Source organism: Roseateles sp. GW821-FHT09H10 (assembly GCF_059415865.1).
Genome location: NZ_JBWKOB010000001.1, coordinates 1,018,878 through 1,045,033, shown reverse-complemented (window position 1 = coordinate 1,045,033; position 26,156 = coordinate 1,018,878). Strand labels below are relative to the sequence as shown.

The 26,156-nt window shown below is 68.0% G+C and carries 24 protein-coding genes; 13 read left to right on the top strand and 11 right to left on the bottom strand.

The genetic code is table 11. The annotated features are described in order from the left end of the window. Nucleotides 1-38: 38 nt before the first annotated feature. The 5 genes from AC07OY_RS04820 to AC07OY_RS04800 all read right to left on the bottom strand — a co-directional run bounded on the left by AC07OY_RS04820 (nt 39) and on the right by AC07OY_RS04800 (nt 6,188). Nucleotides 39-818 (bottom strand): ABC transporter ATP-binding protein, encoded by a 780-nt coding sequence (locus AC07OY_RS04820; protein ID WP_495041390.1) that lies wholly within the window; start codon nt 816-818, stop codon nt 39-41. Further along, nucleotides 815-2,113, bottom strand: a complete 1,299-nt coding sequence (locus AC07OY_RS04815; RefSeq protein ID WP_495041389.1) for a branched-chain amino acid ABC transporter permease — start codon at nt 2,111-2,113, stop codon at nt 815-817. Before AC07OY_RS04815 ends, AC07OY_RS04820 begins: the two co-directional genes overlap by 4 nt. Further along, nucleotides 2,113-3,075: a branched-chain amino acid ABC transporter permease gene (locus AC07OY_RS04810; protein ID WP_495041976.1), complete on the bottom strand. Its 963-nt coding sequence runs from the start codon at nt 3,073-3,075 to the stop codon at nt 2,113-2,115. Before AC07OY_RS04810 ends, AC07OY_RS04815 begins: the two co-directional genes overlap by 1 nt. 134 nt (nt 3,076-3,209) lie before the next feature. Further along, complete coding sequence (locus AC07OY_RS04805; RefSeq protein ID WP_495041388.1) at nt 3,210-4,457, bottom strand: branched-chain amino acid ABC transporter substrate-binding protein; 1,248 nt, start codon at nt 4,455-4,457, stop codon at nt 3,210-3,212. Between the two features lie 84 nt (nt 4,458-4,541). Further along, nucleotides 4,542-6,188: a 3-(methylthio)propionyl-CoA ligase gene (locus AC07OY_RS04800; RefSeq protein WP_495041387.1), complete on the bottom strand. Its 1,647-nt coding sequence runs from the start codon at nt 6,186-6,188 to the stop codon at nt 4,542-4,544. A gap of 134 nt (nt 6,189-6,322) precedes the next feature. On the opposite strand from AC07OY_RS04800, the gene AC07OY_RS04795 reads away from it, so the two are divergent. The 6 genes from AC07OY_RS04795 (at nt 6,323) to AC07OY_RS04770 (ending at nt 11,314) form a co-directional block, all read left to right on the top strand. After that, nucleotides 6,323-7,771 carry a protein adenylyltransferase SelO gene (locus tag AC07OY_RS04795; RefSeq protein ID WP_495041386.1) on the top strand — a complete coding sequence of 483 codons (1,449 nt, stop codon included), beginning with the start codon at nt 6,323-6,325 and terminating at the stop codon, nt 7,769-7,771. After that, nucleotides 7,768-8,187 (top strand): peptide-methionine (R)-S-oxide reductase MsrB, encoded by a 420-nt coding sequence (gene msrB, locus AC07OY_RS04790; RefSeq protein ID WP_495041385.1) that lies wholly within the window; start codon nt 7,768-7,770, stop codon nt 8,185-8,187. Before AC07OY_RS04795 ends, msrB begins: the two co-directional genes overlap by 4 nt. Before the next feature lie 56 nt (nt 8,188-8,243). Continuing rightward, nucleotides 8,244-8,876, top strand: coding sequence for a septation protein A (locus AC07OY_RS04785; RefSeq protein WP_495041384.1), 633 nt, complete (start codon nt 8,244-8,246; stop codon nt 8,874-8,876). 2 nt (nt 8,877-8,878) lie between these two features. Next, the gene (locus tag AC07OY_RS04780; protein ID WP_495041383.1) at nt 8,879-9,136 is read left to right on the top strand and encodes a BolA family protein; all 258 of its coding nucleotides are present in this window, start codon (nt 8,879-8,881) and stop codon (nt 9,134-9,136) included. Between the two features lie 74 nt (nt 9,137-9,210). Beyond that, nucleotides 9,211-10,014, top strand: coding sequence for a peptidylprolyl isomerase (locus AC07OY_RS04775; RefSeq protein WP_495041382.1), 804 nt, complete (start codon nt 9,211-9,213; stop codon nt 10,012-10,014). A gap of 70 nt (nt 10,015-10,084) precedes the next feature. Continuing rightward, entirely contained in the window at nt 10,085-11,314 is a 1,230-nt protein-coding gene (locus AC07OY_RS04770; protein WP_495041381.1) for a cystathionine gamma-synthase family protein, read from the top strand. Here AC07OY_RS04770 and AC07OY_RS04765 read toward each other — a convergent pair. Beyond that, nucleotides 11,311-11,982: an ABC transporter ATP-binding protein gene (locus tag AC07OY_RS04765; RefSeq protein ID WP_495041380.1), complete on the bottom strand. Its 672-nt coding sequence runs from the start codon at nt 11,980-11,982 to the stop codon at nt 11,311-11,313. The genes AC07OY_RS04770 and AC07OY_RS04765 overlap by 4 nt on opposite strands. 49 nt (nt 11,983-12,031) lie before the next feature. On the opposite strand from AC07OY_RS04765, the gene AC07OY_RS04760 reads away from it, so the two are divergent. Next, a complete protein-coding gene (locus AC07OY_RS04760) occupies nt 12,032-12,634 on the top strand; it encodes an arylesterase (RefSeq protein WP_495041379.1) in 603 nt (200 codons plus the stop codon). An 86-nt stretch (nt 12,635-12,720) separates the two neighbouring features. Here AC07OY_RS04760 and AC07OY_RS04755 read toward each other — a convergent pair whose 3' ends face one another. Together AC07OY_RS04755 and def are read right to left on the bottom strand one after the other, a co-directional pair. Continuing rightward, a complete protein-coding gene (locus AC07OY_RS04755) occupies nt 12,721-14,865 on the bottom strand; it encodes a DUF6600 domain-containing protein (RefSeq protein ID WP_495041378.1) in 2,145 nt (714 codons plus the stop codon). 73 nt (nt 14,866-14,938) lie between these two features. After that, on the bottom strand, nt 14,939-15,478 hold the full coding sequence (def, locus tag AC07OY_RS04750) for a peptide deformylase (protein ID WP_495041377.1): 540 nt from the start codon (nt 15,476-15,478) through the stop codon (nt 14,939-14,941). 46 nt (nt 15,479-15,524) lie between these two features. On the opposite strand from def, the gene AC07OY_RS04745 reads away from it, so the two are divergent. From AC07OY_RS04745 to AC07OY_RS04720, 6 genes are all read left to right on the top strand, one after another. Then, entirely contained in the window at nt 15,525-16,490 is a 966-nt protein-coding gene (locus AC07OY_RS04745; RefSeq protein ID WP_495041376.1) for an MBL fold metallo-hydrolase, read from the top strand. A 302-nt stretch (nt 16,491-16,792) separates the two neighbouring features. Further along, complete coding sequence (gene nirB, locus AC07OY_RS04740; RefSeq protein WP_495041375.1) at nt 16,793-19,312, top strand: nitrite reductase large subunit NirB; 2,520 nt, start codon at nt 16,793-16,795, stop codon at nt 19,310-19,312. A 13-nt stretch (nt 19,313-19,325) separates the two neighbouring features. Next, nucleotides 19,326-19,649, top strand: coding sequence for a nitrite reductase small subunit NirD (gene nirD / locus AC07OY_RS04735; protein WP_495041374.1), 324 nt, complete (start codon nt 19,326-19,328; stop codon nt 19,647-19,649). A 29-nt stretch (nt 19,650-19,678) separates the two neighbouring features. Then, the gene (locus AC07OY_RS04730; protein ID WP_495041373.1) at nt 19,679-20,491 is read left to right on the top strand and encodes a formate/nitrite transporter family protein; all 813 of its coding nucleotides are present in this window, start codon (nt 19,679-19,681) and stop codon (nt 20,489-20,491) included. Between the two features lie 7 nt (nt 20,492-20,498). After that, the gene (locus AC07OY_RS04725; RefSeq protein ID WP_495041372.1) at nt 20,499-22,226 is read left to right on the top strand and encodes a bifunctional protein-serine/threonine kinase/phosphatase; all 1,728 of its coding nucleotides are present in this window, start codon (nt 20,499-20,501) and stop codon (nt 22,224-22,226) included. Between the two features lie 124 nt (nt 22,227-22,350). Then, entirely contained in the window at nt 22,351-23,460 is a 1,110-nt protein-coding gene (locus AC07OY_RS04720; RefSeq protein WP_495041371.1) for an EAL domain-containing protein, read from the top strand. Here AC07OY_RS04720 and AC07OY_RS04715 read toward each other — a convergent pair. The 3 genes from AC07OY_RS04715 to ntrC are packed head-to-tail and all read right to left on the bottom strand — an operon-like array spanning nt 23,457 to nt 26,127. After that, nucleotides 23,457-23,699, bottom strand: coding sequence for a DUF2789 domain-containing protein (locus tag AC07OY_RS04715; RefSeq protein WP_495041370.1), 243 nt, complete (start codon nt 23,697-23,699; stop codon nt 23,457-23,459). The two genes, AC07OY_RS04720 and AC07OY_RS04715, sit on opposite strands and share 4 nt — an antisense overlap. Before the next feature lie 34 nt (nt 23,700-23,733). Beyond that, a complete protein-coding gene (yddG, locus tag AC07OY_RS04710) occupies nt 23,734-24,615 on the bottom strand; it encodes an aromatic amino acid DMT transporter YddG (protein WP_495041369.1) in 882 nt (293 codons plus the stop codon). Nucleotides 24,616-24,654: 39 nt separating this feature from the next. Next, nucleotides 24,655-26,127 (bottom strand): nitrogen regulation protein NR(I), encoded by a 1,473-nt coding sequence (gene ntrC, locus AC07OY_RS04705; RefSeq protein ID WP_495041368.1) that lies wholly within the window; start codon nt 26,125-26,127, stop codon nt 24,655-24,657. Nucleotides 26,128-26,156 lie beyond the last annotated feature (29 nt).

Here is a 26,156-nt window from a genome sequence, read left to right as displayed (position 1 = left end):
GACGTGCGCCGGCTCGGGAGCGGCCCAGCGCTCGGCGCTCATGCCGCCGCCGCCTGCTGTTCAGCCAATACGGAGCCCAGATAGGCCTCCTGCACCCGCGCATTGGCACGCACCGCCTCGGGCGTGTCGAAGGCAATGACCTCGCCGTAGACCAGCACGGCGATCTTGTCGGCGAGGCCGAAGACGACGCCCATGTCGTGCTCCACGGTCAGCAGGGTCTTGCCCACCGTCACGTCGCGGATCAGCTGGATGAAGCGCTTGGTCTCGCTCTTGCTCATGCCGGCCGTGGGTTCGTCGAGCAGGATGACGCTGGAACCGCCGGCGATGGTGATGCCGATCTCCAGCGCCCGCGCCTCGGCGTAGGTCAGGTTCATGGCCAGCACGTCGCGGCGCTTGTCGAGCTTGATCATCTCGAGGATCTGCTCGGTGCGGTCGTTGGCGTCTTCGAGGTCGGCGAGGAACTTCCAGAAGGCATAGCGGTGGCCCAGGCTCCACAGCACGGCACAGCGGATGTTCTCGAATACCGACAGCCGCGTGAACAGGTTGGAAACCTGGAAGCTGCGCGACAGGCCCTGGCGATTGATCTCGTAGGGCTTCTTGCCGTCGATGCGCTGGCCGTGCAGATGGATCTCGCCCGAGGTCGGCGCGAAGCGGCCGCTGATCAGGTTGAACAGCGTGCTCTTGCCCGCGCCATTGGGGCCGATGATGGCGACGCGCTCGCCGGCCTGCACGGCCAGGTTGGCGCCGCGGATGATCTCGCTCTTGCCGAAGCTCTTGCGGACGTCGCGCAATTCAATGGCGTTGGAACTGCTGCTCAAAGCGCTTCCCTCCGCTTGATTTCCTTCTCGATGTCTTCCTGGATTTCGCCCCACTCGTGGACGTACTGGCGACGCACGAGTTCGAACAGGGCCACACCGACAAGGACCAGGAATCCCGCGCCGAACCAGGCATCCAGCCCGGCGCTGTTGAGCGTCGCGCCCATGAACTTCAGCTCCGGCCCCAGGGCCTCGTTGAGCTGGCGGTGGTAGAGCATCTCGATCATGGTCGCCGCGCCCACCAGGGCCGCCAGCGCCGTGCCGGCCAGGGCCAGGTAGGAGGTCCAGAGCTTCTTCAGCTTGCCGAAGGCCGCGACGCGCAGATTCATCAGGATGAGGCTGGCGAAGCCGCCCGGCGCATACATGACCATGAAGAGGAAGATCAGGCCCAGATAGAGCAGCCAGGCCTTGGTCAGCTCGGACAGCAGCACGCCGCACAGCACCATCAGCACGGCGCCGATGATGGGGCCGAAGAAGAAGGTGGCGCCGCCCAGGAAGGTGAACAGAAGATAGGCGCCCGAGCGCGCGGCGTGCAGCACGTCGCTGCCGTTGACGATTTCGGCGTTGATGGCGCCCAGCCCGCCCGCGATGCCAGCGAAGAAGCCGGAGATCGTGAAGGCCATGAAGCGCACCCAGTGGGTGTCATAGCCGACGAACTCGACGCGCTCGGGGTTGTCGCGCACCGCATTGAGCATGCGGCCCAGCGGCGTGCGCGTCAGCGCGAACATGGCGGCCGTGCAGATGAAGCAGTAGACGGCCACGAGGTAATAGACCTGGATCTGCGGGCCGAAGCTGATGCCCATGAAGGGCTTGCCGATGACGCGGTTGCTGGACACGCCGCCCTCGCCGCCCGAGAACTCGGGCAGCATCAGCGTCAGCGCGAACACCAGCTCGCCAATGCCCAGCGTGATCATCGCGAAAGGCGTGCCGGCCTTCTTGGTCGACACATAGCCAAGCAGGGCCGCGACCACGAGGCCTGCGAAGCCACCCACCAGCGGGATGAGGCTGACAGGAATGCCCAGCGTGCCCGCGCCGGCCATGTTCAGCGCATGGATGGCCAGGAAGGCGCCCATGCCGCTGTAGACCGCGTGGCCGAAGCTCAGCATGCCGCCCTGGCCCAGCAGGATGTTGTAGGCCAGGCAGGCGATGACGCCGATGCCCATCTGCGTGAGCATGGTCTGGGCCAGACCCGTCGTCCAGATGCGCGGGGCGACGAACAGGATCAGGGCGAAGAAGCCCCAGATGACCCAGCGCCCGACGTTGTGGGGCTTGAAATGGAATTCCTTGGCCTGGCTCATCAGTCTTCTCGCGTACCGAGGAGGCCCTTGGGCCGGAAGATCAGGATCAGCACCATCAGCAGATAAGGCAGGATGGGGGCGACCTCGGCCATGGTCAGGCGCAGCAGCGGATAGCCCGGCGTGCTGGCCGTGACGGTGAAGCCCATCGAGGTCAGCAGCGTGGCCAGCGAGCCGTTGACCGTCAGCGGCAGCGTCTGCAGCAGGCCGACGACGATGGAGCCGACGAAGGCACCGGCCAGCGAGCCGATGCCGCCGACGACCACGGCGACGAAGATGATGGCGCCGATGAAGGCCGCCATATTGGGCTCGGTCACGATGGTGATGCCGCCGATGACGCCGGCCAGGGCCGCCAGCGCGCAGCCGCTGCCGAACACCAGCATCAGCACGCGCGGCACGTTGTGGCCCAGGGCCTCCACCATCTCGGGATGCGTCAGCGAGGCCTGGATGATCAGGCCGACGCGGGTGCGCGTCAGCAGCAGCCACAGCGCCAGCAGCATCAAGAGGGCCACCAGCATCATGAAGGCCTTGGTGGCCGGGAAGGTCGAGCAGTTGACCGCCGCCGCGCAGACCTCAGCCGAGGCCTTGCCCAGCACCAGCGACATGCCCCGCTCGGCATGCGACACGATGGTCAGCGCCGAGCCCTCCAGCAGCGCGGGCGGCGTGAAAGGCACCGCCGTGCGGCCCCAGACCAGCTGCACCAGCTCCAGCACCACATAGGACAGTCCGAAGGTGATGAGCAGTTCGGGCACATGGCCGAACTTGTGCACCCGCCGCAGCGCCAGGCGCTCGAAGCCGGCGCCCATCATGCCCACGATCACCGGCGCCAGCAGCAACGAGAGCCAGAAGCCCAGCACGCCGACCAGCGAATAGGCGATGTAGGCGCCCAGCATGTAGAAGCTCGCGTGAGCGAAGTTCAGCACGCCCATCATGCTGAAGATCAGCGTCAGGCCCGAGCTCAGCATGAAGAGCAGCAGGCCGGACGAGAGGCCGTTCAGCAGGTTGATGAAGACTTGATCCAAGGCGGTGGCCGGCAAAGTCAGAAGGATCGCGCCGCCGCTCGCGGGCGGGGCGCGGTCGAGTCAGGAACCCCGAAAGTTCAGGGCCGCTTCATCTGGCAGGAGGTGGGCGTCGACGACACATAGCTGTCGTACTGCTTGACCGGCGCCAGCGTCATGCCCGTCTTCTCGGGGCTGTAGGGGTACTTGGCGTCGGCCTTCTGCCAGACCGAGATGAACAGCGGCTGCTGCAGCTGGTGGTCGGTCTTGCGCATCGTCACTTCGCCGTTGAAGCTCTTGACGCTCAAGCCTTCCAGCGCCGCCGCGACCTTGACCGGGTCGGTGGACTTGGCGTTCGCCATGGCCTGGCTCAGCAGCGTGTAGATGTGCTGCACGCTGAGCGTGTACATGTCGTCGTTGAACCGCTTGTTGTATTCCTCGCCGTTCTTCTGCGCCTCGCCGCCCATGTTGTAGTGGCTGTAGGCGACCTGGAAGACGCGGCCCGCGCCGCCCGTGCCCAGGGCCGTCGGCGTGCCGGTCACGCCGGTGTAGTAGGTGAAGAACTTGCCGTTGTAGCCAGCCTCGTTGGCGGCCTTGACGAGCAGGGCCAGGTCGGAGCCCCAGTTGCCGGTGATGACGGTGTCGGCGCCGCTGGCCTTGATCTTGGCGACATAGGGCGCGAAGTCGCGCACCTGGGCCAGCGGATGCAGGTCCTCGCCGACGACCTGGATGTCCGGGCGCTTGCGGGTCAGCATCTCCTTGGCGTACTTGGCGACCTGGTGGCCGTGCGCGTAGTTCTGGTTCAGCAGGAAGACCTTCTTGACGTCGGGCTGGTCCTTCATGAAGGTGGTCAGCGCCTCCATCTTCATGGAGGTGTCGGCGTCGAAGCGGAAGTGCCAGTAGCTGCACTTGCTGTTGGTCAGGTCGGGGTCCACCGCCGAGTAGTTCAGGTAGACGATTTCCTTGCCCGGATTGCGCTCGTTGTGCTTTTGCACGGCGTCGCTCAGGGCCAGGGCCACGCTGGAGCCGTTGCCCTGCATGATGTAGCGGATGCCCTGGTCGGCGGCGGCCTTCAGCAGGTTCAGGGATTCGGCGGGGCTCAGCTTGTTGTCGAAGGTGACGACCTCGAACTTCACGCCGGCGGGATTGCTCTTGTTGAACTTCTCGCCGAGGAACTGGAAGGTCTTGACCTGGTTCTGCCCCACCGGGCCCATCAGGCCGGACAGCGCGTCGATATAGGCCAGCTTGACCGTCTCGCCCTTCTGCGCCTGGGCGGCGCCGGCGGCCATGGCCAGCACGGCGGCGGCCGTCAAGGCACGGGGGAAGCGGGCCGAAGTGATGTCGAACATGCTTGTCTCCTGTTGTGGATCTGAATGTGAACGGAAGTTAATCGAGCCCGGCTGCCGTGCAGTCCCGGGCTTACCCCAGACGGTTCAAACGGTCGGCAGCTTGTGGGTCAGGAACTGGTCACGCAGCTTGAGCTTCTGCACCTTGCCGGTGGCCGTGTGCGGGATCTCGGCGACGAAGACGACGTCATCCGGGATCTGCCATTTGGCGATGCGGCCGTCGTAGAAGTCCAGCAGTTCCTCGCGCGTGACGGCGGCGTCGGGCTTCTTCACGACGACCAGCAAAGGCCTTTCATCCCACTTCGGGTGCTTGGCGGCGATGACGGCGGCCTCGTGCACGGCCGGGTGGGCCATGGCGACGTTCTCCAGGTCGATGGAGGAGATCCACTCGCCGCCGGACTTGATGACGTCCTTGCTGCGGTCGGTGATCTGCATGAAGCCATCGGCGTCGATGGTGGCCACGTCGCCGGTCGGGAACCAGCCGGGCTCGCCATCCACGCTGACCAGCGGCGACTCGTCGTGGTTGAAGTAGCGGGAGATGACCCAGTGGCCGCGCACGACCAGATTGCCCGAGCTCTGGCCGTCCCAGGGCAGGGAGCGGCCCTCGTCGTCGATGATGGCCATGTCCACGCCGTAGACGACGCGGCCCTGCTTCTCCAGCAGGCGCTGCTGCGCTTCAGCCGGCAGGTTGAGCTGGCGGGTCGTCAGCTTGGACAGCGTGCCCAGCGGCGACATCTCCGTCATGCCCCAGGCATGGATGACCTCGACGCCATAGTCCTGCTGTAGCGACTTCATCATCGCCGGCGGGCAGGCCGAGCCGCCGATGACGGTGCGCTTGAAGGTCGAGAACTTGAGGTTGTTGGCCTTGACGTAGTTCAGCAGGCCCAGCCAGACGGTGGGCACGCCGGCGCTGAAGTTGACCTTCTCGGACTCGAACAGCTCGTACAGGCTCTTGCCATCGAGATGCGGGCCGGGCAGCACGAACTTGCAGCCGACGATGGCGGCGCTGTAGGGCAGGCCCCAGGCGTTCACATGGAACATCGGCACGACGGGCAGGATGACGTCGCGACTGGAGCAGTCCATCGCATCCGGCAGGGCCGCGGCATAGGCATGCAGCACGGTGGAGCGGTGGCTGTAGACGGCGCCCTTGGGATTGCCGGTGGTGCCGGACGTGTAACAGATGCTGGAAGCGGTGTTCTCGTCGAACTGCGGCCAGGCGTAGTCGCCGGTCTCGGCGGCCAGCAGGTCCTCGAAGCACAACAGGTTTGGAATGGCGGTGTTCGCGGGCATGTGGGCCCGCGAGCTCATCAGCACGAAATGCTGCACGCTCTTCATCAGCGGCGCGATCTTCTCGACCAGGGGCAGGAAGGTGGCGTCGAAGCAGAGGACGCGGTCCTGGGCGTCGTTGGCGATCCAGACGATCTGCTCGGGAAACAGGCGCGGGTTGATGGTGTGGCAGACCAGGGCCGAGCCCGAGGCGCCGTAATAGATCTCCATGTGGCGGTGGCCGTTCCAGGCCAGCGTCGCGACGCGGTCGCCGGATACGCAACCCAGGCGTGCAAAGGCCTGCGCGGCCTGGCGTGAACGGCGCGCCACTTCGCGCCAATTGCTGCGGTGCAGGTCGCCCTCGACCCGCTTGCTGACGATCTCGGTCTCGCCCGAATGCCGCTCGGCGTGCTTCAGCAGCGACGAGATCAGCAGCGGATCCGACATCATCCGGCCCATCAATGCCATGGTTGTCTCCTGGCGGTCTTATCGACCCAGTCTAGTCGCCACTGTGTTGACTGAAACGTCACAACCGCGACCCTCGGACCCCGGGGAAACACCCGGGTGAGCGAGGTCATGGGCCCCCTCACTAAACTGGTGCGATGAACCCGTTCGAAGGTCTCGCCTGGACCAACCGTTTCGCTGGCCTCGGGCCTGACTTCTTCACCGAATTGCCGGCCCAGGGCCTGCCCGATCCGCACTGGGTGGCCGACAGCCCCGCCTGCGCGCAATTGCTGGGTTTGCCCGCCGACTGGACCGCGCGCGCCGAGGCGCTCGCCGCCCTGTCCGGCAACGGCGTCTGGCCCGGCATGCGGCCGCTGGCCTCGGTCTACAGCGGCCACCAGTTCGGCGTCTGGGCCGGCCAGCTCGGCGACGGCCGTGCGCTGTGGCTGGGCGAGGTGGATACGCCGGCCGGCCCGCAGGAGCTTCAGCTCAAGGGCGGCGGCCTGACGCCCTACTCCCGCCGCGGCGACGGCCGCGCGGTGCTGCGCTCGTCCATCCGCGAGTTCCTGTGCTCGGAGGCCATGGCCGCGCTCGGCGTGCCGACGACGCGGGCCCTGTGCATCACCGGCTCGCGCCTGCCCGTCATCCGCGAGACCGTCGAGACCGCCGCCGTCGTCACCCGCGTCGCGCCCAGCTTCGTCCGCTTCGGCCACTTCGAGCACTTCGCCCACCACGACCAGCTCGACGCGCTGCGCCGCCTGGCGGACTGGTTCATCGCCCATCACGCCCCCGAATGCGCGGACGCGCCCGAGCCCGCCGTCGCGCTGTTGCGCAAGGTGTCCCTGCAAACGGCCGACCTCATCGCGCATTGGCAATCCATCGGTTTCTGTCACGGCGTCATGAACACGGACAACATGTCCATGCTCGGCCTGACCCTGGACTACGGGCCCTTCGGCTTCATGGATGCCTTCGACCCCGGCCACGTCTGCAACCACAGCGACGACCGCGGCCGCTACGCCTATGCCCGCCAGCCGGCGGTGGCCTTCTGGAACCTGCATGCCCTGGCCCAGGCCTTGGTGCCGCTGCTGGAGGGCGAACAGGAGGCCGCCGGCGAGCGCCTGCTGGAGGCTGTCGAGGCCTACCGCGAGCGCTTTGCCAGCCAGATGCTGGGCCGGCTGCGCGCCAAGCTCGGCCTGGAGGGCGAGGATGCGATCGACCAGGCCCTGGCCGACGATTTCCTGAAGCTGATGGCCGCCTCGCGCGCCGACTTCACGCAGAGCTTCCGCCGCCTGTCGCGCGCGCTGACGACCCCTGAGCCGCTGCGCGATCTCTTCATCGACCGCGACGCGCTGGACGCCTGGCTGACCCGCTGGCGCGCCCGCGTGACGCCGGGCGCCGAGGCGCGCATGCTGGCCGTCAACCCGGCCATCGTGCTGCGCAACCACCTCGCCGAGGGCGCCATCCGCGCCGCCCAGCGGAACGATTTCACGGAGATCGAGCGCCTGCTGAAAGTTCTGGGCCGCCCGTTCGACGAACCCGCTCTTCCCAGCGACGCGGCCCTGCCGCCAGACTGGGCCTCCACTCTCGAAGTGTCCTGTTCATCATGAGCCACGACAGCAGCAAGACCTACCCCGTCCAGAAGACCGATGCCGAATGGCGCGAGCAACTGGATGCCACGCAATACCAGGTTGCCCGCCACGCCGGCACGGAGCGCGCCTTCACCGGCAAGTACTGGGACCATTTCAAGGACGGCCACTACAACTGCATCGGCTGCGGCACGCCGCTGTTCGAGTCCGACACCAAGTTCGACGCCGGCTGCGGCTGGCCCAGCTACTGGGCGCCGGTCAACAGCGAGGTCATCGAGCGCATCGTCGACCGCAGCCACGGCATGGTGCGGGTCGAGGTGCGCTGCAACAAATGCGGCAGCCATCTCGGCCATGTCTTCCCCGACGGCCCCGAGCCCACGGGAGAGCGTTACTGCATCAACTCGGCCTCCATCGACTTCGTGAAAGACAATACTTGAACTCGGGGACAGACCGCCCGAGCGGAGCGAGTAGCTCTGTCCTCGACTGATCCAATATGAAGCTGCTGCTCGACTTTCTCCCGCTGATCCTGTTCTTCATCGTCTTCAAGGGCGCCGAAGGGCATGCCGATGCCGCGGCCGCCTTCTCGACCGAGCATTTCGGCTTCCTCGTCTCCGGCGGCGTCGTCGGCGCGCAGGAGGCGCCGGTGCTGCTGGCGACGCTGGTCGTCATGATCGCCACGCTGACCCAGGCCGCCATCCTGAAGTTGCGCGGCAAGAAGATCGACCTGATGCTGTGGATCAGCCTCTTCCTCGTCGTCACGCTGGGCGCGGCGACGGTCTGGTTCCACAACGAGACCTTCATCAAGTGGAAGCCCACCGGCCTGCACTGGGCCATGGCGCTGACCTTCTGGATCTCGCAGGCCTGGTTCGGCAAGAACCTGATCCAGTCCATGCTGGGCGCCGAGCTGGCCCTGCCCGACGCGATCTGGCTCAAGCTCAACCGCGCCTGGGTGCTGTTCTTCGCCGTCATGGGCATCGTCAACCTCTACGTCGCCTACAACTTCTCGACCTCGGCCTGGGCCAATTTCAAGGTCTTCGGCGTCACCGGCCTGATGCTGCTGTTCACGCTGGCCCAGGGCCTCTACCTCGGCAAGCACCTGCCGCCGGAAGAGGACAGCAAGACGTGAGCATGGCCGCCGAGATCGAGGCGCGCCTGCGCGCCGAGCTGGCGCCGTCCGCGCTGACCCTGCGCGACGACAGCGCCCAGCACGCCGGCCATGCTGGCGCCCGCGAGGGCGGCCACTTTCATGTGACTGTCGTGTCGGATCGCTTTACCGGCCTGCAAAGACTGGCCCGCCACCGCCTCGTTTATCATTGTTTGTCCGACCTGATGCAGCGCGGCATCCACGCGCTGGCGATTGACGCCCGCGCTCCGGGTGAACCCTGAACACGTCGAGCGTGATTGAACCGCGCGCCCTGCACCGGGCGCGATTTTTTTAGCCTGACTCACATTCCCCACCCATGAAGAAGCTTGCGCTCGCCGCCGTCGTCGCGGCCACCGTTTCGGCACTGGTTCCGGCCGCTGCTGTTGCGCAGAACGTCACCACCGTCAACGGCAAGCCCGTGCCCAAGGCGCGCGTCGAGACGCTGATCCAGCAGGTCACCAAGAGCGGCCAGCAGCAGCGCACGCCGGAACTGGAAGCCCAGGTCAAGGACGAAGTCGTCCGCCGCGAGATCTTCATCCAGGAAGCCGAGAAGCGCGGCGTGCCGCAAGGCTCCGACTACAAGACCCAGATGGATCTGGCCCGGCAGATGCTGCTGATCCGCGGCCTGATGGACGACTTCAAGACCAAGAACCCCGTCAGCGACGGCGACGCCCAGACCGAGTACGACAAGTTCAAGGCCGCCAACACCGGCAGCGAATACCGTGCCCGCCACATCCTGGTCGACAAGGAAGAAGACGCCAAGGCCCTGATCGCCCAGGTCAAGGGCGGCGCCAACTTCGAGGAGCTGGCCAAGAAGAACTCCAAGGACACCGGCTCTGCGGCCAACGGTGGCGACCTCGACTTCGCCAACCCGAACAACTTCGTGCCCGAGTTCAGCAAGGCCATGGTCGCGCTGGAGAAGGGCCAGATGACGCAGGAGCCGGTGAAGAGCCAGTTCGGCTATCACATCATCAAGCTGGAAGACGTGCGCCCCGCCACCTTCCCGGCCTTCGACGACGTCAAGGCCCAGATCAAGCAGCGCATCGAGCAGCAGAAGTGGGCCGAGTTCCAGCAAGGCCTGATCGACAAGGCCAAGACCGACTACAAGTTCAGCAAGTAAGCCGCAGCGCGGTTCGCTTAGCCCAAGACCCGCTCCGGCGGGTCTTTTGCCATCTGGATCCGGGAAGACCATGTCAGACGCTCTCAGCACCCGCCTCGTCCACGCCGCCGGCGGCGACCGCCAGTTCGGCGGCGTCCACACGCCCGTCCACCCCTCGGTGCAATACGCCTACGAGAACGTGGAGGACCTGATCGGCGTCTTCCAGGGCAAGGTCAAGGGCAGCTTCAACTACGCCCGCCAGGGCACGCCGACGACGGCCGCGCTGGAAGCCGTCGTCACGGAGCTGGAAGGCGGCATCGGCACGGTCAGCTTCGCCACCGGCATGGCGGCTCTGAGCGCCCTCTTCCTGACGCTGTTGAAGGCCGGCGACCATCTCGTCACCAGCGCCCGCGTCTTCGGCAACACCAACAGCCTGTTCCAGACGCTGGAGGGTCTGGGCATCGCCGTCAGCCGCGTCGATGCCGGCGATGTCGCGGCCATCGAGGCGGCGCTGCGCCCCGAGACCCGCCTGGTCTTCGTCGAGACCATCGCCAACCCCAGCACCCGCATTCCCGACCTCGAAGGCCTGGGCAAGCTGTGCCGCGAGCGCGGCCTGCTCTATGTCGTCGACAACACCGTCACCTCAGCCGCCTTGTGCCAGCCGAAACGCTTCGGCGCCGGCCTGGTCATGAACTCGCTGACCAAGACCCTGGCCGGCCACGGCGAGGCCCTGGGCGGCGCCGTCACCGACACGGGCTGCTTCGACTGGTCGGGCTATCCCAACATCTTCCCCGCCTACCGCCAGGGCGACCCGCGCGGCTGGGGCCTGCAGCAGATCCGCAAGAAGGGCCTGCGCGACATGGGCGGCACCCTGTCCAGCGAGGCGGCCCACCGCATCCTCGTCGGCGCCGAGACCCTGACGCTGCGGCTGCAGCGCAGCAGCGAGACCGCCCTGGCACTGGCGCGCCACCTGGCCGCTCATCCAGCCATCGAGCGCGTGCACTACCCGATGCTGGAAAGCCACCCCGAGCACGAGCGCGCCCGCGCCTGGTTCGGCAACAACGGCTCCTGGATGCTGAGCTTCGAGCTGCGCGACAGCGAGCGCCTCGTCGAGGTGCTGAACCGCCTGCGCCTGCCGCTGAAGGCCACCGGCCTGGCCGACACGCGCACGCTGATCATCCCGGTGGCGCCGACCATCTTCTGGGAGATGGGCCGCGAGGCGCGCGCCGCCATGGGCATCGCCGAAGGCCTGGTGCGACTGTCGGTCGGCCTGGAAGCGGCTGAAGACCTGACGGCCGACTTCGACCAGGCGCTCGCTTAGGCCGCGAGCCGTCCCGCTTCGATCTTCAGCTGGCGCTCGCAGCGCGCCGCGATCTCGCGGTCGTGGGTGACGAGTACCAGCGTCGTGCCGGCCTCGCGGTTGAGCTCGAACATCAGCTCCATCACCGAGGCCCCCGTCGCAAAGTCCAGGCTACCCGTCGGTTCGTCAGCCAGCAGCAGGGCCGGCCGCTGCACGAAGGCACGCGCCAGCGCCACGCGCTGCTGCTCGCCGCCGGACAGCACGCGGGGGTAATGCCCCAGGCGTTCACTCAGGCCCACGCGGGCCAGCATGGCCGCGGCCTGCTCGCGGGCGTCGCGCGCGCCGCGCAGCTCCAGCGGCAGCATGACGTTCTCCAGCGCGGTGAGATTCGGCAACAGCTGAAAGCTCTGGAAGACGAAGCCCAGCTCGCGTGCCCGCACGGCGGCGCGCTCATCCTCGTCCAGCGCGAACAGGTTCTGGCCGCGCAGCGTCACCGAGCCGTCGCTGGGCGTGTCCAGGCCCGCGAGGATGGCCAGCAAGGTGCTCTTGCCCGAGCCCGAGGCGCCGACGATGGCGACCGATTCCCGCTCGGTCAGCGTGAAGCTGATGTCATGCAGAATCGTCAGCTCCCCGGTGGCGTCACGAACGCGCTTGGTGATCTGGTCAACTTGAACAAGGGCTTCGGGCATGTCGGGACTGCGGCGGCGATGGGTGTTGGCGCACTTTAGCCTGGGGGTGATGGCCAGCTTTTTGTCATGGATCTCAGGGGCGGCCGCCGCGGCGGAGGCGCCCGTCATCCTGGTCGTCGGCGACAGCCTGTCGGCCGAATACGGCCTCAAGGCCGGCGACGGCTGGGTCGCCCTGCTGCAGAAGCGCCTGGCCGAGCAGAAGAAGCCGCATCGCGTCGTCAACGCCAGCATCAGCGGCGACACGACGGCCGGCGGCCGCAGCCGGCTGCCCGTGGCCCTGCGCACCCACAAGCCGGCCATCGTCATCCTGGAACTGGGCGGCAACGACGCGCTGCGCGGCCTGCCGCTGTCCAGCACGCGCGACAACCTGCTCACCATGGCCAAAGCGGCCCAGCAGGCCGGCGCCAAGGTCATCATCGCGGGCATGCAGGTCCCGCCCAACTACGGCACGGCCTACGGCAAGGAGTTTGCCGAGTCTTTCGAGCAGGTGGCCAGGCAGGCCAAGGCGGCCCTGGTGCCCTTCCTGCTCAAGGGCGTGGCGGACCGGGCGGACGCCATGGACTGGTTCCAGGGCGACCGCATCCACCCGCTGGCCAAGGCGCATCCCCTCATGCTGGACAACGTCTGGCCGGCCCTGAAGCCGCTGCTGTGAGCCGGGACCGAGGACATGCACTGCTGCATGTCCGACGCCTGGCGAACGGCCAACGCCCTGCGAGGCGTTGGCCATAAGCAGCCGACTTACCTTTCATTCTGGCGCGGTCCCTCGCCGCGCCTGTCCTTGGGCGGGCCGTCCTGGCGGCCGCGTTGCGGCCCCTCTTCACGCGGCTGGGCGCGAGGCTGGGCCTGGGGTTGCGGCTGCTGCTGGGGCAGCTGCATGCGCGGCGGCTCGGCCTGACGCTGCGGCTCGGGCTGCGGCATGCGGCGCTGCTGCTCACGCTGCTGCATTTCGCGTTGCTGCATTTCGCGCTGCTGCTGCTCGCGTTGCTGCATCTCACGCTGCTGCATCTCGCGCTGCTGCTGCTGCTGCTGCTGCTGCTGCTGCTGCTGTTGCTGTTGCTGCTGCTGCTGCTGCAACTGTTGTTGCTGCTGTTCGCGACGCTGCTGCATCTCGCGTTGCTGGGCATCACGCTGCTGCAGCTCGCGCTGTTGAGCGTCCCGATGCTGGGCTTCGCGCTGCTGGGCTTCGCGCTGTTGTGCCTCGCGCTGCTGGTGGTCCCGCTGCTGCATGTCGCGCTGCTGTTGCTCCCTTTGCTGCGCTTCACGTTGCTGCTGGGCACGCCAGGGCATGTTGTCGCCGCCGCGCGGAGGCTGATCGGCGCCCGGGCGCGCCTGGGGCTGCTGTTGTTGCGGCTGCGGCTGCGGCTGCGCAACGACGCTGGGCAGGGCCGGCTGGGCCACGGCGGGCTGCGGCTGCTGGGGTTGGTTCTCGGGGCCGCGGTGGTCGCGACGCTGCGGTCCCTGGCCTTCGCTGCGCCAGCCCATCTGGCCATCAGACGGCCGCGGAATGCGGCGCGGCAGTTCGGTCTCGGGCGTGCGGGTCGGCGCGGCAGGCAGCACGGCCGCCAGGTCGCCCCGGCCCGGCGCCGTCGGCAGCGGGCGGTTCCAGCCCGGGTCCGGCTTGCGGTCGGGGCCGCGCACCGGCATGGGCTGAATGGCCGCGCCCGGCGCCGGCAGCGTGCTGACGGCATTGGGTGCATCGCGGTAGCGGTGCGGACGCTGCACGGTCACGGGGTCGCGCACATCACGCGGATCGTTGATGCGATTCACATAGCGGTGGCTGTGGTGGTAGCCCGGGCGATAGACCTCGCGCGGCGCCAGCGGATACCAGCCATAGCGCGGCGGCGGCGGGCGGCTGCCGACCGTGACGCCCACGCTGACGGCTCCGCTGCCCACCCAGCCCACCAGGGCCGGCGCGTAGACGGGCCGGTGCACATAGGCGCCCGGCGTCCAGCACCAGCGGCCGCGCCAGTTGACCCAGCGCCCGTAGTGGAAGGGCGCAAAGCCCCAGGGCGCGTCATCCACCCAGGTCCAGCCCCAGTGGCGCGACCAGGCCCAGCGGCCGTAGCGGTAGGGTGCCCAGTCGGCCACGACGACCGTCGTCGGGATCCACACGCTGCCGTACTCGGGCGCGGTTTCCCAGCGGCCATAGCGGTCCAGGTCCTCGGCGCCCGTCATCTCGGGCGACACGTAGCGGGCCGTGCCGGCCACCAGGCGCTCGCCCTCCTCACGGTTCTCGGCCAGCACCCAGTCGCCGAAGCCGTCGCTGTACAGCGCCGAGCGCTCGGCGCGGGGACCGTCGGGCCACCAGAGCTCGACCTGTTCACCGGTGCCCAGATGCACGGGCGAGGCGCCGCGCGCCCATTCAAAGCGCATGCGGCCCTGCCAGACATAGACCTTGCTGCCGCGGTCCAGCTGCTCGACGCGGTAAAGGCCCTCGCGCTCGGGCTGGGCCGTGCCCTCGCGGGTGCGCAGCCGCGTCTCGGCGGCGTTTTCGGCGGAGCGCAGTCGCACGGCGACATCGCCGCGGTCGATCTGCAGCAGGGTCTGGCCTTCGTCGAGCTGGCTCAGTTCCAGGTCGCTGCGCTCGTCAACCCAGATCGTCGTGGAGCCGGTGCGCAGGCTGACCCGGGCGCGTTCGTCGGTGCGCACGCGGTCGCCCTCGCCGACGGTCTGGTTGCGCGTCAGCCGCGTCCATTCGCGGGTGTCGTGGTCGAACAGCCAGGCGTCGCCGACGACGTCGACGATACGGGCGGCTCGGGTGGGCGGGTCGCGCTCGGTGTCCTGGGCCTGGACGGCCGGTGCGATGGCGACCAGCAGCGTCAGGGCCAGCATGCGCCAGCGGCTGCGGTTCAGCACAAGCTTGGATTCGGGGGACGTGGTCATGAGCCAATGCTCCTTTGCGCCTGCGCAACGCACAAGCCCGCGGTACGGTGGACCGCGCTTACAAGTTTTGCAATCAATCGTCGTCGGAATTCGGGTCCAGCTCGGGGAACAGTACCGAGGTGTAGCCGAAGCGCGTGAAGTCCTTGACCCGCATGGGGTAGAGGATGCCGTCCAGATGGTCGCACTCGTGCTGCACGACGCGGGCATGGAAGCCATCCACGCTGCGATCGATGGGCGCGCCGTCGGCATCGAAGCCCGTGTAGCGGATGCGCTCGTCGCGCTCGACGACGCCGCGCAGGCCGGGCACGGACAGGCAGCCCTCCCAGCCCTCGGTGCGGCCACCGTCCAGCACCTCGATGACCGGGTTGATCAGCACGGTGGGCGGCACGGGCGGCGCGTCCGGATAGCGCACATTCTTCGTGTAGCCGAAGATGACCAGGCGCAGGTCCACGCCGATCTGCGGTGCCGCCAGGCCCGCGCCATTGGCGGCGGCCATGGTCTCGAACATGTCGGCGATCAGCGCCTTCAAGGCGGGCGTGCCGAACTCGGTGATCGGCTTGGCGACGCGCAGCAAGCGCGGGTCGCCCATCTTCAAAATCTCGTGAACGGCCAAGCGGGCCTCCTTCGGCTATCGTCGGCCGATTCTAGAAACGCCTTCCATGCAGTTGCCCGAATTCCTCGAAGACCTCGGCCATGGCATCTATGCCATCGATACCGGCTTCCAGCGCCCGCGCTTCGACGCGGCCTATCTGATCGTCGAGAACGGCCGCGCCGCCTTCATCGACACCGGCACCAACCATGCCGTGCCGCGCCTGCTGGCCTCGCTCGCCGCCCTGGGGCTGGCGGTCGACGCCGTCGACTGGGTCATCCCCACCCATGTCCATCTGGACCATGCCGGCGGCGTGGGCCTGTTGATGCAGTCCCTGCCCCAGGCCCGCGCCCTGGTGCATCCGCGCGGCCTGCGCCATATGGTGGACCCCAAGGCCCTGTGGCTAGGGGCCCTGGCCGTCTATGGCGAAGAAGAGATGCAGCGCAGCTACGGCAAGCTGGTGCCGGTGCCGGCCGAGCGCGCCGAAGCCACCCATGACGAGCAGATCGTCCATCTCGCCGGCCGGCCGCTGCGCTTCATCGACAGCCCGGGCCACGCCAAGCACCACCACGCCATCTGGGACGAACGCAGCCGCAGCTGGTTCACCGGCGACACCTTCGGCCTGTCGTATCGCGCCTTCGACGTCGACGGCCGCGCCTGGATATTGCCGACCAGCACGCCGGTGCAATTCGAGCCCGACGCCTTGAAGGCCACCGTGGCCCGGCTGCTGGCCGCCGAGCCCGTGGCCATGCAGGTCACCCACTACGGCCGCATCGGCGGCTCGGTGGAAGAAGTGCAGCGCCTGGCCGCGGTGATGCTGGAGCAGGTCGACGAGATGGTCGCCCTGGCCCAGCTGCTGAAAGACGTGCCCGAACGCCACGAGAGGCTCAAGGGCGGCCTGCTGGCCGCCTATCTGGCGCGGGTGCAGGGTCATGGCTATCGCGGCAGCATGGCGGACGCCGCCGACTGGCTGGCCCTGGACGCCGAACTGAACGCCCAGGGCCTGGAAGTCATGCTGGACCGCCCGGCCCGCTGACGGGGCAGCACGCCCCGCACCGGTGCGGGGCGCCGCACCGCGACAGTGCCGGCCCGCCGCAGGCCACAACCACTTTCCTGGGGAGAACGCTTTCGTCAATGCAGGCACGCGTCTTGCGTTGAGCTGATCGAGAGGTCGCGCCGCAGCGATCCCTCCATCGCCAAAGACGGCGAATCTCAGCGCTCAAGCGCACCCCGCTGGCCCCGTTCGAACAGACAGCTGTTCACGGGGCCTTCTCTTTTGCACCACCGACCTGGCCGCCCGCGCGGCCCGGTCGGCGGCGCCTGCCCGCAGTCAAGACCATGCACATCGTCCTCATCGGCCACGGAATGGTCGGCCAGAAGTTTCTCGAATCGCTTGCCGAAGGCCCCGCGGCGGCCGACGTGCAGGTGACGGTGCTGTGCGAAGAGCCGCGCGCCGCCTACGACCGCGTGCACCTGTCCGAGTTCTTCTCGGGCAAGTCGGCCGAGGACCTGTCCCTGGTGCCGCCAGGCTTCTTCGAGAAGACCGGCTTCAAGCTGCGCCTGGCCGCCAAGGCCGTGGCCATCGAGCGCCGCGACCACACCATCACGCTGGCCGACGGCGAGGTCGTGCACTACGACAAGCTGGTGCTGGCCACCGGCTCCTACCCCTTCGTGCCGGCCGTGCCGGGCCGTGACCGCCCGCACTGCCATGTCTACCGCACCATCGAAGACCTCGAAGCCATGCAGGCCAGCGGCTCTGTGTCAAAGAGCGGTGTCGTCATCGGCGGCGGCCTGCTGGGCCTGGAATGCGCCAAGGCCCTGCGCGACATGGGCCTGCACACCCATGTCGTCGAGTTCGCGCCGCGGCTGATGGCCGTGCAGATCGACGAGACCGGCGGCCGCGTGCTGCGCACCAAGATCGAGGAACTCGGCGTCGAGGTACACACCAACCGCAACACCGTCGAGATCACCGACGGCGTGACGGCCCGCCACCGCCTCGTCTTCACCGACGGCACCTGGCTGGAGACCGACATGCTGGTCTTCTCGGCCGGCATCCGCCCGCGCGACGAGGTGGCACGCCAATGCGTGCTGGCCATCGGCCCGCGCGGCGGCGTCGTCATCGACGACCACTGCCGCACCAGCGACCGCAATGTCTACGCCATCGGCGAGGTGGCGGCCTGGAACGAGCAGACCTATGGCCTGGTCGCCCCCGGCTACGAGATGGCCCGCGTCGCGGCCCGCCACATCGCCGGCGACGCTGAAGCCGCCTTCCCCGGCGCCGATCTGTCCACCAAGCTCAAGCTGATGGGCGTGGACGTGGCCAGCATCGGCGACGCCCATGGCAACACGGCCCACTGCCGCAGCTACCAGTACGTGGACGAGCGCAAGCAGGTCTACAAGAAGATCGTCGTCAGCGAGGACGGCCAGTTCCTGCTCGGCGCCGTGCTGGTGGGCGACGCGGCCGAGTACGGCACGCTGCAGCAGATGGCGCTCAACGGCATCAAGCTGCCGGCCGACCCCGAGTTCCTCATCCTGCCCAGCAGCGATGGCAAGGCCAAGGTCGGCATCGGCCCCGACGCCCTGCCTGACAGCGCCCAGCTCTGCTCCTGCAACAACGTCAGCAAGGGCCAGATCTGCGCCGCCGTCGGCGAAGGCTGCACGACCATCGGCGCCATCAAGGCCTGCACCAAGGCCGGCGCCACCTGCGGCGGCTGCGTGCCCCTGGTCACGCAGGTCATGAAGTTCGAGATGGCCAAGCGCGGCATGGCCGTCAACAACCACATCTGCGAGCACTTCCCGCATTCGCGCCAGGAGCTGTACCACCTGATCCGTGTCGGCGGCATCAAGACCTTCAGCGACCTGATGGCCAGGCACGGCAAGGGCCTGGGCTGCGACATCTGCAAGCCGGCCGCCGCAAGCATCTTCGCGTCCTGCTGGAACGACTTCGTCCTCAAGCCCGAGCTCGCCGCCCTGCAGGACAGCAACGACTACTACCTCGGCAACATCCAGAAGGACGGCAGCTACTCGGTCGTGCCGCGCATGCCGGGCGGCGAGGTCACGCCCGACGGCCTCATTGCCGTCGGCCAGGTGGCCAAGAAGTACGGCCTGTACACCAAGATCACCGGCGGCGCCCGCGTCGACATGTTCGGCGCCCGCGTCGAGCAGCTGCCCTTCATCTGGGAAGAGCTGATCGCGGCCGGCTTCGAGAGCGGCCATGCCTATGGCAAGTCGCTGCGCACCGTGAAGAGCTGCGTGGGCAGCACCTGGTGCCGCTACGGCGTGGACGACTCGGTCGGCCTGGCCGTCGAGATCGAGAACCGCTACAAGGGCCTGCGCGCGCCGCACAAGATCAAGTTCGGCGTCTCCGGCTGTACGCGGGAATGCGCCGAGGCCCAGGGCAAGGACGTCGGCATCATCGCCACCGACAAGGGCTGGAACCTCTATGTCTGCGGCAACGGCGGCATGAAGCCCCGCCACGCCGAGCTGATCGCCAGCGACCTGAGCAAGGCCGAGCTGCTCAAGCTCATCGACCGCTTCCTGATGTTCTATGTGCGCACGGCCGACCGCCTGCAGCGCACCAGCACCTGGCGCGAGAACCTCGACGGTGGCCTGGACTATCTGAAGCAAGTCCTCATCAACGACAGCCTGGGCCTCGCGGCCGAGCTGGAAGCGCAGATGCAGGCCGTCGTCGACACCTATCAATGCGAATGGAAGACCGCCGTCGAGACGCCCGAGGTGCGCCAGCGCTTCCGCAGCTTCATCAACAGCGAGAAGCGCGACGAGCAGATCGTCTTCGTGCAGGAGCGCGGCCAGATCCGTCCCGCGCGAGCCGAAGAGCGCGATGAAGCCACGGCCTGATCAAGGAATGACCATGACCTACACCGCCATCTGCAGCGTCGACGACATCCTGCCCAACACCGGCGTCGCGGCCCTCGTGGGCGACCGCCATGTGGCCGTGTTCCGCATCGGTGCGGACCGCTTCCACGCCATCGACAACATCGACCCGCGCTCCGGCGCCAGCGTGCTGTCGCGCGGCCTCATCGGCAACCTGGGCGAGCGCACCGTCGTCGCCTCGCCCCTCTACAAGAACCACTTCGACCTCAGCACCGGCGAATGCCTGGAAGCCCCCGAGCAATCGGTGCGGGCGCACGCCGTGCAGGTGCAGGGCGGTCGAGTGCTCGTTGCACTGAACTGATTTTTTGAAGGCGCTAGAGGAGACAACCCATGGCCTATGTCGTACCCACCGAGTTCGTCACGAAGATGGTCGACTCCGGTGAATCCAAGCTGCTGATGTCGACGCGCGACACGCTGATCCGGGCCTATATGGCCGGCGCCATCCTGGCGCTGGCCGCGGCCTTCGCGATCACGGTCAGCGTCAATACCGGCAATCCGCTCGTCGGGGCCCTGCTCTTCCCGGTGGGCTTCATCCTGCTCTACCTGATGGGCTTCGACCTGCTGACCGGCGTGTTCACGCTGGTGCCGCTGGCCGTGCTGGACAAGCGCCCCGGCGCCACCTGGGCCGGCGTGCTGCGCAACTGGACGCTGGTGTTCTTCGGCAACTTTGCCGGCGCGATGACGGTGGCCGTCTTCATGGCCATCATCTTCACCTTCGGCTTCAGCGAGGCGCCCAATGCCGTCGGCCTGAAGATCGGCAGCATCGGCGAAGGCCGCACGGTGGGCTATGCCGACCACGGCGCCGCCGGCATGCTGACCCTCTTCATCCGCGGCGTGCTGTGCAACTGGATGGTCTCGACCGGCGTCGTCGCCGCCATGATGTCCACGTCCGTCTCGGGCAAGGCCATCGGCATGTGGATGCCCATCATGGTGTTCTTCTACATGGGCTTCGAGCACAGCATCGTCAACATGTTCCTGTTCCCCTCGGGCCTGATGCTGGGCGGCAAGTTCACCATCATGGACTACCTGATCTGGAACGAGATCCCCACCGTCGTCGGCAACCTGGTCGGCGGCCTGACCTTCGTCGGCCTGACGCTTTACTCGACACACTACAAGACGGCCCCAAAGCGAGTTCTCAGCTGAGCCCGCCATGGGCGCAGCCCTGAGGCTGACGCTGGGCCAGCACTCCGAGGCTGGTGCCAAGCCGCTGAACCAGGATTTCCACGGCATCGCCCAGCCGACCGAGGCGCAGCGCCGCTCGCGCGGCATCGCGCTGGCGATTGCCGACGGCATCAGCAGCAGCCCCGTCAGCCAGGTCGCCAGCGCCGCCGCCGTACGCGGCTTCCTGGAGGACTATTACGGCACCTCCGAGGCCTGGACGGTGCGCCGCGCCGCCCAATGCGTGCTGGCCGCCACCAATGGCTGGCTGCATGCGCAGACCCAGCGCGGCGACGGCCGCTTCGACAAGGACAGAGGCCATGTCTGCACCTTCAGCGCCCTCGTCTTCAAGGGCCGCGAGGTGCATCTGCTGCATGTCGGCGACACGCGCGCCTACCGCGTGCATCCCACCGCGCTGGAGCAGCTGAGCCACGACCACCGCGTGCGCCTGGATGGCGGCCAGACCTATCTCGGCCGGGCGCTGGGCATCAGCCCGCATCTGGAGATCGACCACGCCTGCTGGCCCACCGAGGTCGGCGAGACCTATCTGCTGGCCACCGACGGCGCCTACGAGCACCTGGACCCGCTGCTGGTCGTGAGCACCCTCGCCCGCCACGGCGACGACCTGCAGGCCGCGGCGCAAGCCCTGGTCACGGCCGCCCTGGCCAAGGGCAGCCGGGACAACGCCACCGTCATGCTGGCCCGCGTCGAGTCCCTGCCCGACCGCCTGGCGCCTCCGGTGCGCCGTGAAGGCCTGCGCCTGCCGCCGCGGCTGCTGCCGCGCATGGAGTTCGAGGGCTACCGCGTCATCCGCGAGCTCTACACCAGCGCACGCAGCCAGGTCGTGCTGGCCGTCGATGCCCAGCAGCGCGAATGGGCGCTCAAGCTGCCCTCCGCCGAGATGGGCAGCGACGCCCCTGCCCTGGATCGCTTCGCCACCGAGGAATGGGTGGCACGGCGCGTCGACAGTCCCCATGTCATCAAGGCCGCACCGGCCGAGAAGCGCCGCGAGCATCTCTTCACGGCGATGGAATTCATCACCGGCCAGACCCTGGCGCAGTGGATGACCGACCACCCCCAGCCCGGCCTGGATGAGGTGCGCCAGCTCGTCGACCAGATCGCGCGCGGCCTGCAGGCCCTGCATCGCAAGGAGATGCTGCACCAGGACCTGCGGCCCGAGAACCTCATCATCGACCGCCGGGGCACCGTGGTCCTGATCGATCTCGCATCCGCCCATGTCGCGGGGCTCAGCGAAGCCCGCGGCGATGCCAGGTCGCGCGAGATCGCCGGCACGCTGCAGTACACCGCCCCTGAATACTTCACCGGCGATGGCGGCACGCCGGTGTCCGAGCTGTTCTCCCTGGCCGTGCTGGCCTACCAGATGCTGACCGGCGCCCTGCCCTATGGCCTGCAGGTGCCGTTGGTGCGCGGCGCGCGCGACCTGCACAAGCTGCAATATGTGCCGCTGCGCACCCGCCGCCCGGACCTGCCCGAATGGCTGGACCGCGTGCTGCGCAAGGCCTTGCACCCACAGCCGGCGCGGCGCCAGCAGGCTCTGTCGGAGTTCGCCCACGACCTCCATGCCCCCGGTCCCGAGTTCATGGGTCGCGACCGCACGCCGCTGCAGCAGCGCCACCCCCTGCTGTTCTGGCAGGTGCTGACCCTGCTGCTGAGCCTGTCGACGCTGGGGCTGCTCGGCCTATATGTAACGGGACACTAGCCCCCAAACCGAGGGAAGCACCGGTACTCAGGCCCCGCGAATGTGTTTCAGAATGTGCTCATCCCGCAGCGGGCACCGAGGGTGCAGCGCCGCCGATTTGCGGCGGGGGGCGTGGAGGGCATGAATGGGCAGTACGCCGTGGTTTCTGGAGAGCGTGGCCGCCGACGGTTCACGCGTCACGCATCGCATCGACCGGCTGCCGTTCAGCGTGGGTCGCGATGTCGGCAATGACCTGACCATCGAGTCTCAGGGCCTGTCGCGGCGGCATGCCGAGCTGCAGGCGGATGAGGCGGGTGGCCTGCTGGTGGTCGACCTGGGAAGCACCAACGGCACCTTCGTGAACCACGAGCGCCTGGCGGGCTCGCGGCCGCTGTCGCCCAACGACATCATCCATTTCTGCACCGCCGAGTTCCGCCTGACCCACGACGAGACGGTGGCGGCGGCCACCATCTCGGAGCCGCGCCCGATGCGCACGATGGTGGTGTCGAGCAGCAACCCGCTGAGCCAGAACTTCGTCCGCAAGGAAGCGCAGTTCATGGAGTTCCTGGCCGGCCGCGGCCTGACCGCGGCGGCCCAGCCCATCGTCGATGCCCGCACCGGCCGCCTGCTGGCCTACGAACTGCTGGGCCGCTGCACCCACCCGGATCTCCCCGGCTCGCCCATGCACCTGTTCATGATGGCCGCGACGCTGCGACGCGAAGCCGAGCTGAGCGAAGCCTTCCGCTCCTACGGCGTGAGGGCGCTGTCGCCCAAGGCCCAGGGCGTGCACGTCTTCGTCAACGCCCACCCGAGCGAGACCTTCTCGGAAGAGTTCTTCCAGTCCCTGCATGTGCTGCTGGCCCTGCCGGTGCCGCCCAAGCTGGTGGTGGAGGTGCACGAAAGCGCGGTGGTCGAAGTCGACCGAATGCGTGAGCTGGCCGAGCGCCTCAAGAGCATCGGCGTGGCCTTCGCCTACGACGACTTCGGCGCCGGCCAGGCGCGCCTGAACGAACTGGCCGAGGTGCCGGCCCATTTCGTCAAGTTCGACATGGGCATCGTGCGCAATCTGCATGAGGCCAGCGACCGCAAGCAGCGCATGGTGCGCGACCTGGTTCGCATGGTGCTGGAGCTGGGCTCCATCCCGCTGGCCGAAGGCGTGGAGCAGGAAGCCGAGGCCGAGATCTGCCGCGACATGGGCTTCCGTCTCATCCAGGGCTATCTGACCGGCAAGCCGGTGATGGTGGACCAGCTCTAGTCTGGCGACCGCTGCAAAGACGCGCTGAGCCTGTCCACCACCTCGGCCCAATCGGCGTCTTCAAGCAGTTCCTCTTTCAGCAGGGCGGCCTGGGCGGGAGTCCAGAACGGGGCCTCCGCCAAAGGCACACCGGCGCCTAGCGGCGCATGGGCGCGCAGGAAAGCCGCAATGCCGGCATCGTCGGCCGGCAGGCCGAGCTGGCGAAACAGGTCGGAGAACTTGTGAAATGGGCTGTCCATGGTCTCGATTCCTCCGTGCGATGACAGTATGGACCTAGCTCCGGCGTCCCGCGATGGCCGAACCGACCACCACCAGGGCTGCACCGGCCCAGAAGCTCAGCGGCAAGGCTGTGCTCAGCCACAGCGACGCGAACAACGCCGACAACAGCGGCGTGCCATTGGCCGCCAGGCCCAGGGTGCCGACATTGCCGCGCAGGATGGCCAGATTCCACAGCGCATAGGCCGCGCCAACGGCACTGCCGGCCAGCAGCACCTGGCTGACCGCGGGCAGCGACCACTGCATGGCGCTGGCGCCGGGCTTGATCAGGTAGAGCACCCAGAAGGCGACGGCGCTCAAGGCCATGAAGAGCCAGACGCCATTGCAGCCCCGCGCCAGCCGGTTGGTGACCGTGCAGTAGAGGGCCCAGGTGATGGCAGCACCCAGGGCCAGGCCGTAGCTGAGGGGATTGCCCGCGGCATGGGCCATGAAGCCGGCCAACGAGAAGCCCTGGGCCGGCATGCAGGCCACCACGACACCGGCGAAGGCCAGCGCCAGGCCCGCCAGCATCAGGCCGCCGACGCGTTGGCGCAGCGCGAGGGCCGAGCACACCACCGTCAGGCTGGGCCACAGATAGTTCACCATGCCGACCTCGATCGCCTCGGCACGGCTGCGGGCCAGGCCCACGGCCAGCGCAAAGCAGAGCTGATAGCCCACGAAGAGGGCCGTGCCCAACAGCAGATACAGGGGCGGGAAGGACTGCAGCGGCGTGCGCTTCGTCAATGCGAACAGCAGCAGCGCGCTCAGCGTGTAGAGCACGGCGGCACCACCGGTGGCCCCGAGATGCTCGGTGATGCCGCGCATCGTGCCGACCGAGGTGCTCCACAGCAGGATGGCGCCCAGGCCCATGGCCAGCGCAGCGCGAGAAGAAACGGCCACTCAACAACTCCCCGGCAGACCGGGGAGTCGGTCATGCGCTCAAACGTCCAGACCCAGCTCCTGGATCTTGCGCGTGATGGTATTGCGGCCGATGCCGAGCTTCTGCGCCGCCTCGATGCGGCGGCCGCGGGTGATGTCCAGCGCCGTCAGGATGAGCTGGGCCTCGAACTTCTTGGTCAGCGCATCCCACACGTCGGGCTCGCCGGCGAGCAGGCGGGCGCGCGCGTCGGCGGCCATGTCGGCCAGCCAGCCTTCGCCGCTGCTGGTGCTGGCCGGTGCCGCGGCGGGCGCGGGTGCGGCTGCGCTGGGCTGGGCAGCAGGCGTGCTCGTCATCGCCGTCGTGGATGGCGCCGGCACGTAGCCGGGCTGCACCTCGTCCGGCAAGTCCTTGGGCTCGACGACCTGGCTGGGCGCCATGACGCTGAGCCAGTGGCAGATGTTCTCCAGCTGGCGGACGTTGCCGGGGAAGTCGAAGTTGGTCAGCACCGTCAGCGCCGCATCGGACAGGCGCTTGGGCTCGACGCCCAGCTCGGTCGCGCTGCGCTGCAGGAAGTGGCGGGCCAGCGAGGGCACGTCCTCGCGGCGCTCACGCAGCGGCGGCAGGCGCAGGCGGATGACGTTGAGGCGGTGGAACAAGTCCTCGCGGAACACGCCCTGGCGCACGCGGTCTTCCAGGTTCTGGTGGGTGGCGGCGATGACCCGCACATTGCTGCGCATTGGGCTGTGGCCGCCGACGCGGTAGAACTGCCCGTCGGACAGCACACGCAAGAGGCGCGTCTGCAGCTCGAAGGGCATGTCGCCGATTTCGTCGAGGAAGAGGGTGCCGCCGTCGGCCTGCTCGAAGCGGCCGCGCCGCGAGGCCTGGGCGCCGGTGAAGGCGCCGCGCTCATGGCCGAAGAGCTCGCTCTCGAGAAGGTCCTTCGGGATGGCCGCGGTGTTGATGGCCACGAACGGCCCTTCGCCACGCGGGCTGTGCTTGTGCAGGGCGCGGGCCACCAGTTCCTTGCCCGAGCCGCTCTCGCCCGTGATCATCACGGTGACATTGCTCTGCGACAGCCGGCCGATGGCGCGGAAGACGTCCTGCATGGCCGGCGCCTGGCCCAGCATCTCGGGCACCTGGGCCGCGGCCTCCTGCTCGCCGGCCTCGCGCTGGCTTTCCTCCTGCGCGCGGCGGATCAGCTCGACGGCGCGCGGCAGGTCGAAGGGCTTGGGCAGGTATTCAAACGCACCGCCCTGGAAGGCCGACACGGCGCTGTCCAGGTCGGAATAGGCCGTCATGATGATGACGGGCAGGGCCGGCAGGCGGGCCTTGACCTTGGCCAGCAGCTCCAGGCCCGAGCCACCCGGCATGCGGATGTCGGACACCAGCACCTGCGGTGAATCGTCGTCGAGCGCAGCGAGCATGTCGCGCGCATTGCTAAAAGACCGCACCGGCAGGCCTTCGCGCGCCAGGGCCTTCTCGAGCACGAAGCGGATCGAGTGGTCGTCGTCAACAACCCAGATGGATTTCATGCGGTTCCTCAGCCCCTCCCGTCGGCTTG

What these genes read in the sequence shown, in the direction of transcription:
- msrB (WP_495041385.1), top strand. Translation starts at nt 7,768, where the DNA reads ATGAGCCACGACAGCAGCAAGACCTACCCCGTCCAGAAGACCGATGCC.
- AC07OY_RS04800 (WP_495041387.1), bottom strand. Translation starts at nt 6,188, where the DNA reads ATGGCATTGATGGGCCGGATGATGTCGGATCCGCTGCTGATCTCGTCG.
- AC07OY_RS04720 (WP_495041371.1), top strand. Translation starts at nt 22,351, where the DNA reads ATGGGCAGTACGCCGTGGTTTCTGGAGAGCGTGGCCGCCGACGGTTCA.
- AC07OY_RS04730 (WP_495041373.1), top strand. Translation starts at nt 19,679, where the DNA reads ATGGCCTATGTCGTACCCACCGAGTTCGTCACGAAGATGGTCGACTCC.
- AC07OY_RS04805 (WP_495041388.1), bottom strand. Translation starts at nt 4,457, where the DNA reads ATGTTCGACATCACTTCGGCCCGCTTCCCCCGTGCCTTGACGGCCGCC.
- AC07OY_RS04785 (WP_495041384.1), top strand. Translation starts at nt 8,244, where the DNA reads ATGAAGCTGCTGCTCGACTTTCTCCCGCTGATCCTGTTCTTCATCGTC.
- AC07OY_RS04815 (WP_495041389.1), bottom strand. Translation starts at nt 2,113, where the DNA reads ATGAGCCAGGCCAAGGAATTCCATTTCAAGCCCCACAACGTCGGGCGC.
- AC07OY_RS04745 (WP_495041376.1), top strand. Translation starts at nt 15,525, where the DNA reads ATGCAGTTGCCCGAATTCCTCGAAGACCTCGGCCATGGCATCTATGCC.
- AC07OY_RS04725 (WP_495041372.1), top strand. Translation starts at nt 20,499, where the DNA reads ATGGGCGCAGCCCTGAGGCTGACGCTGGGCCAGCACTCCGAGGCTGGT.
- AC07OY_RS04810 (WP_495041976.1), bottom strand. Translation starts at nt 3,075, where the DNA reads ATGCTGAGCTCGGGCCTGACGCTGATCTTCAGCATGATGGGCGTGCTG.
- AC07OY_RS04795 (WP_495041386.1), top strand. Translation starts at nt 6,323, where the DNA reads ATGAACCCGTTCGAAGGTCTCGCCTGGACCAACCGTTTCGCTGGCCTC.
- AC07OY_RS04765 (WP_495041380.1), bottom strand. Translation starts at nt 11,982, where the DNA reads ATGCCCGAAGCCCTTGTTCAAGTTGACCAGATCACCAAGCGCGTTCGT.
- AC07OY_RS04715 (WP_495041370.1), bottom strand. Translation starts at nt 23,699, where the DNA reads ATGGACAGCCCATTTCACAAGTTCTCCGACCTGTTTCGCCAGCTCGGC.
- AC07OY_RS04760 (WP_495041379.1), top strand. Translation starts at nt 12,032, where the DNA reads ATGGCCAGCTTTTTGTCATGGATCTCAGGGGCGGCCGCCGCGGCGGAG.
- nirD (WP_495041374.1), top strand. Translation starts at nt 19,326, where the DNA reads ATGACCTACACCGCCATCTGCAGCGTCGACGACATCCTGCCCAACACC.
- AC07OY_RS04755 (WP_495041378.1), bottom strand. Translation starts at nt 14,865, where the DNA reads ATGACCACGTCCCCCGAATCCAAGCTTGTGCTGAACCGCAGCCGCTGG.
- nirB (WP_495041375.1), top strand. Translation starts at nt 16,793, where the DNA reads ATGCACATCGTCCTCATCGGCCACGGAATGGTCGGCCAGAAGTTTCTC.
- AC07OY_RS04780 (WP_495041383.1), top strand. Translation starts at nt 8,879, where the DNA reads ATGGCCGCCGAGATCGAGGCGCGCCTGCGCGCCGAGCTGGCGCCGTCC.
- ntrC (WP_495041368.1), bottom strand. Translation starts at nt 26,127, where the DNA reads ATGAAATCCATCTGGGTTGTTGACGACGACCACTCGATCCGCTTCGTG.
- AC07OY_RS04775 (WP_495041382.1), top strand. Translation starts at nt 9,211, where the DNA reads ATGAAGAAGCTTGCGCTCGCCGCCGTCGTCGCGGCCACCGTTTCGGCA.
- AC07OY_RS04770 (WP_495041381.1), top strand. Translation starts at nt 10,085, where the DNA reads ATGTCAGACGCTCTCAGCACCCGCCTCGTCCACGCCGCCGGCGGCGAC.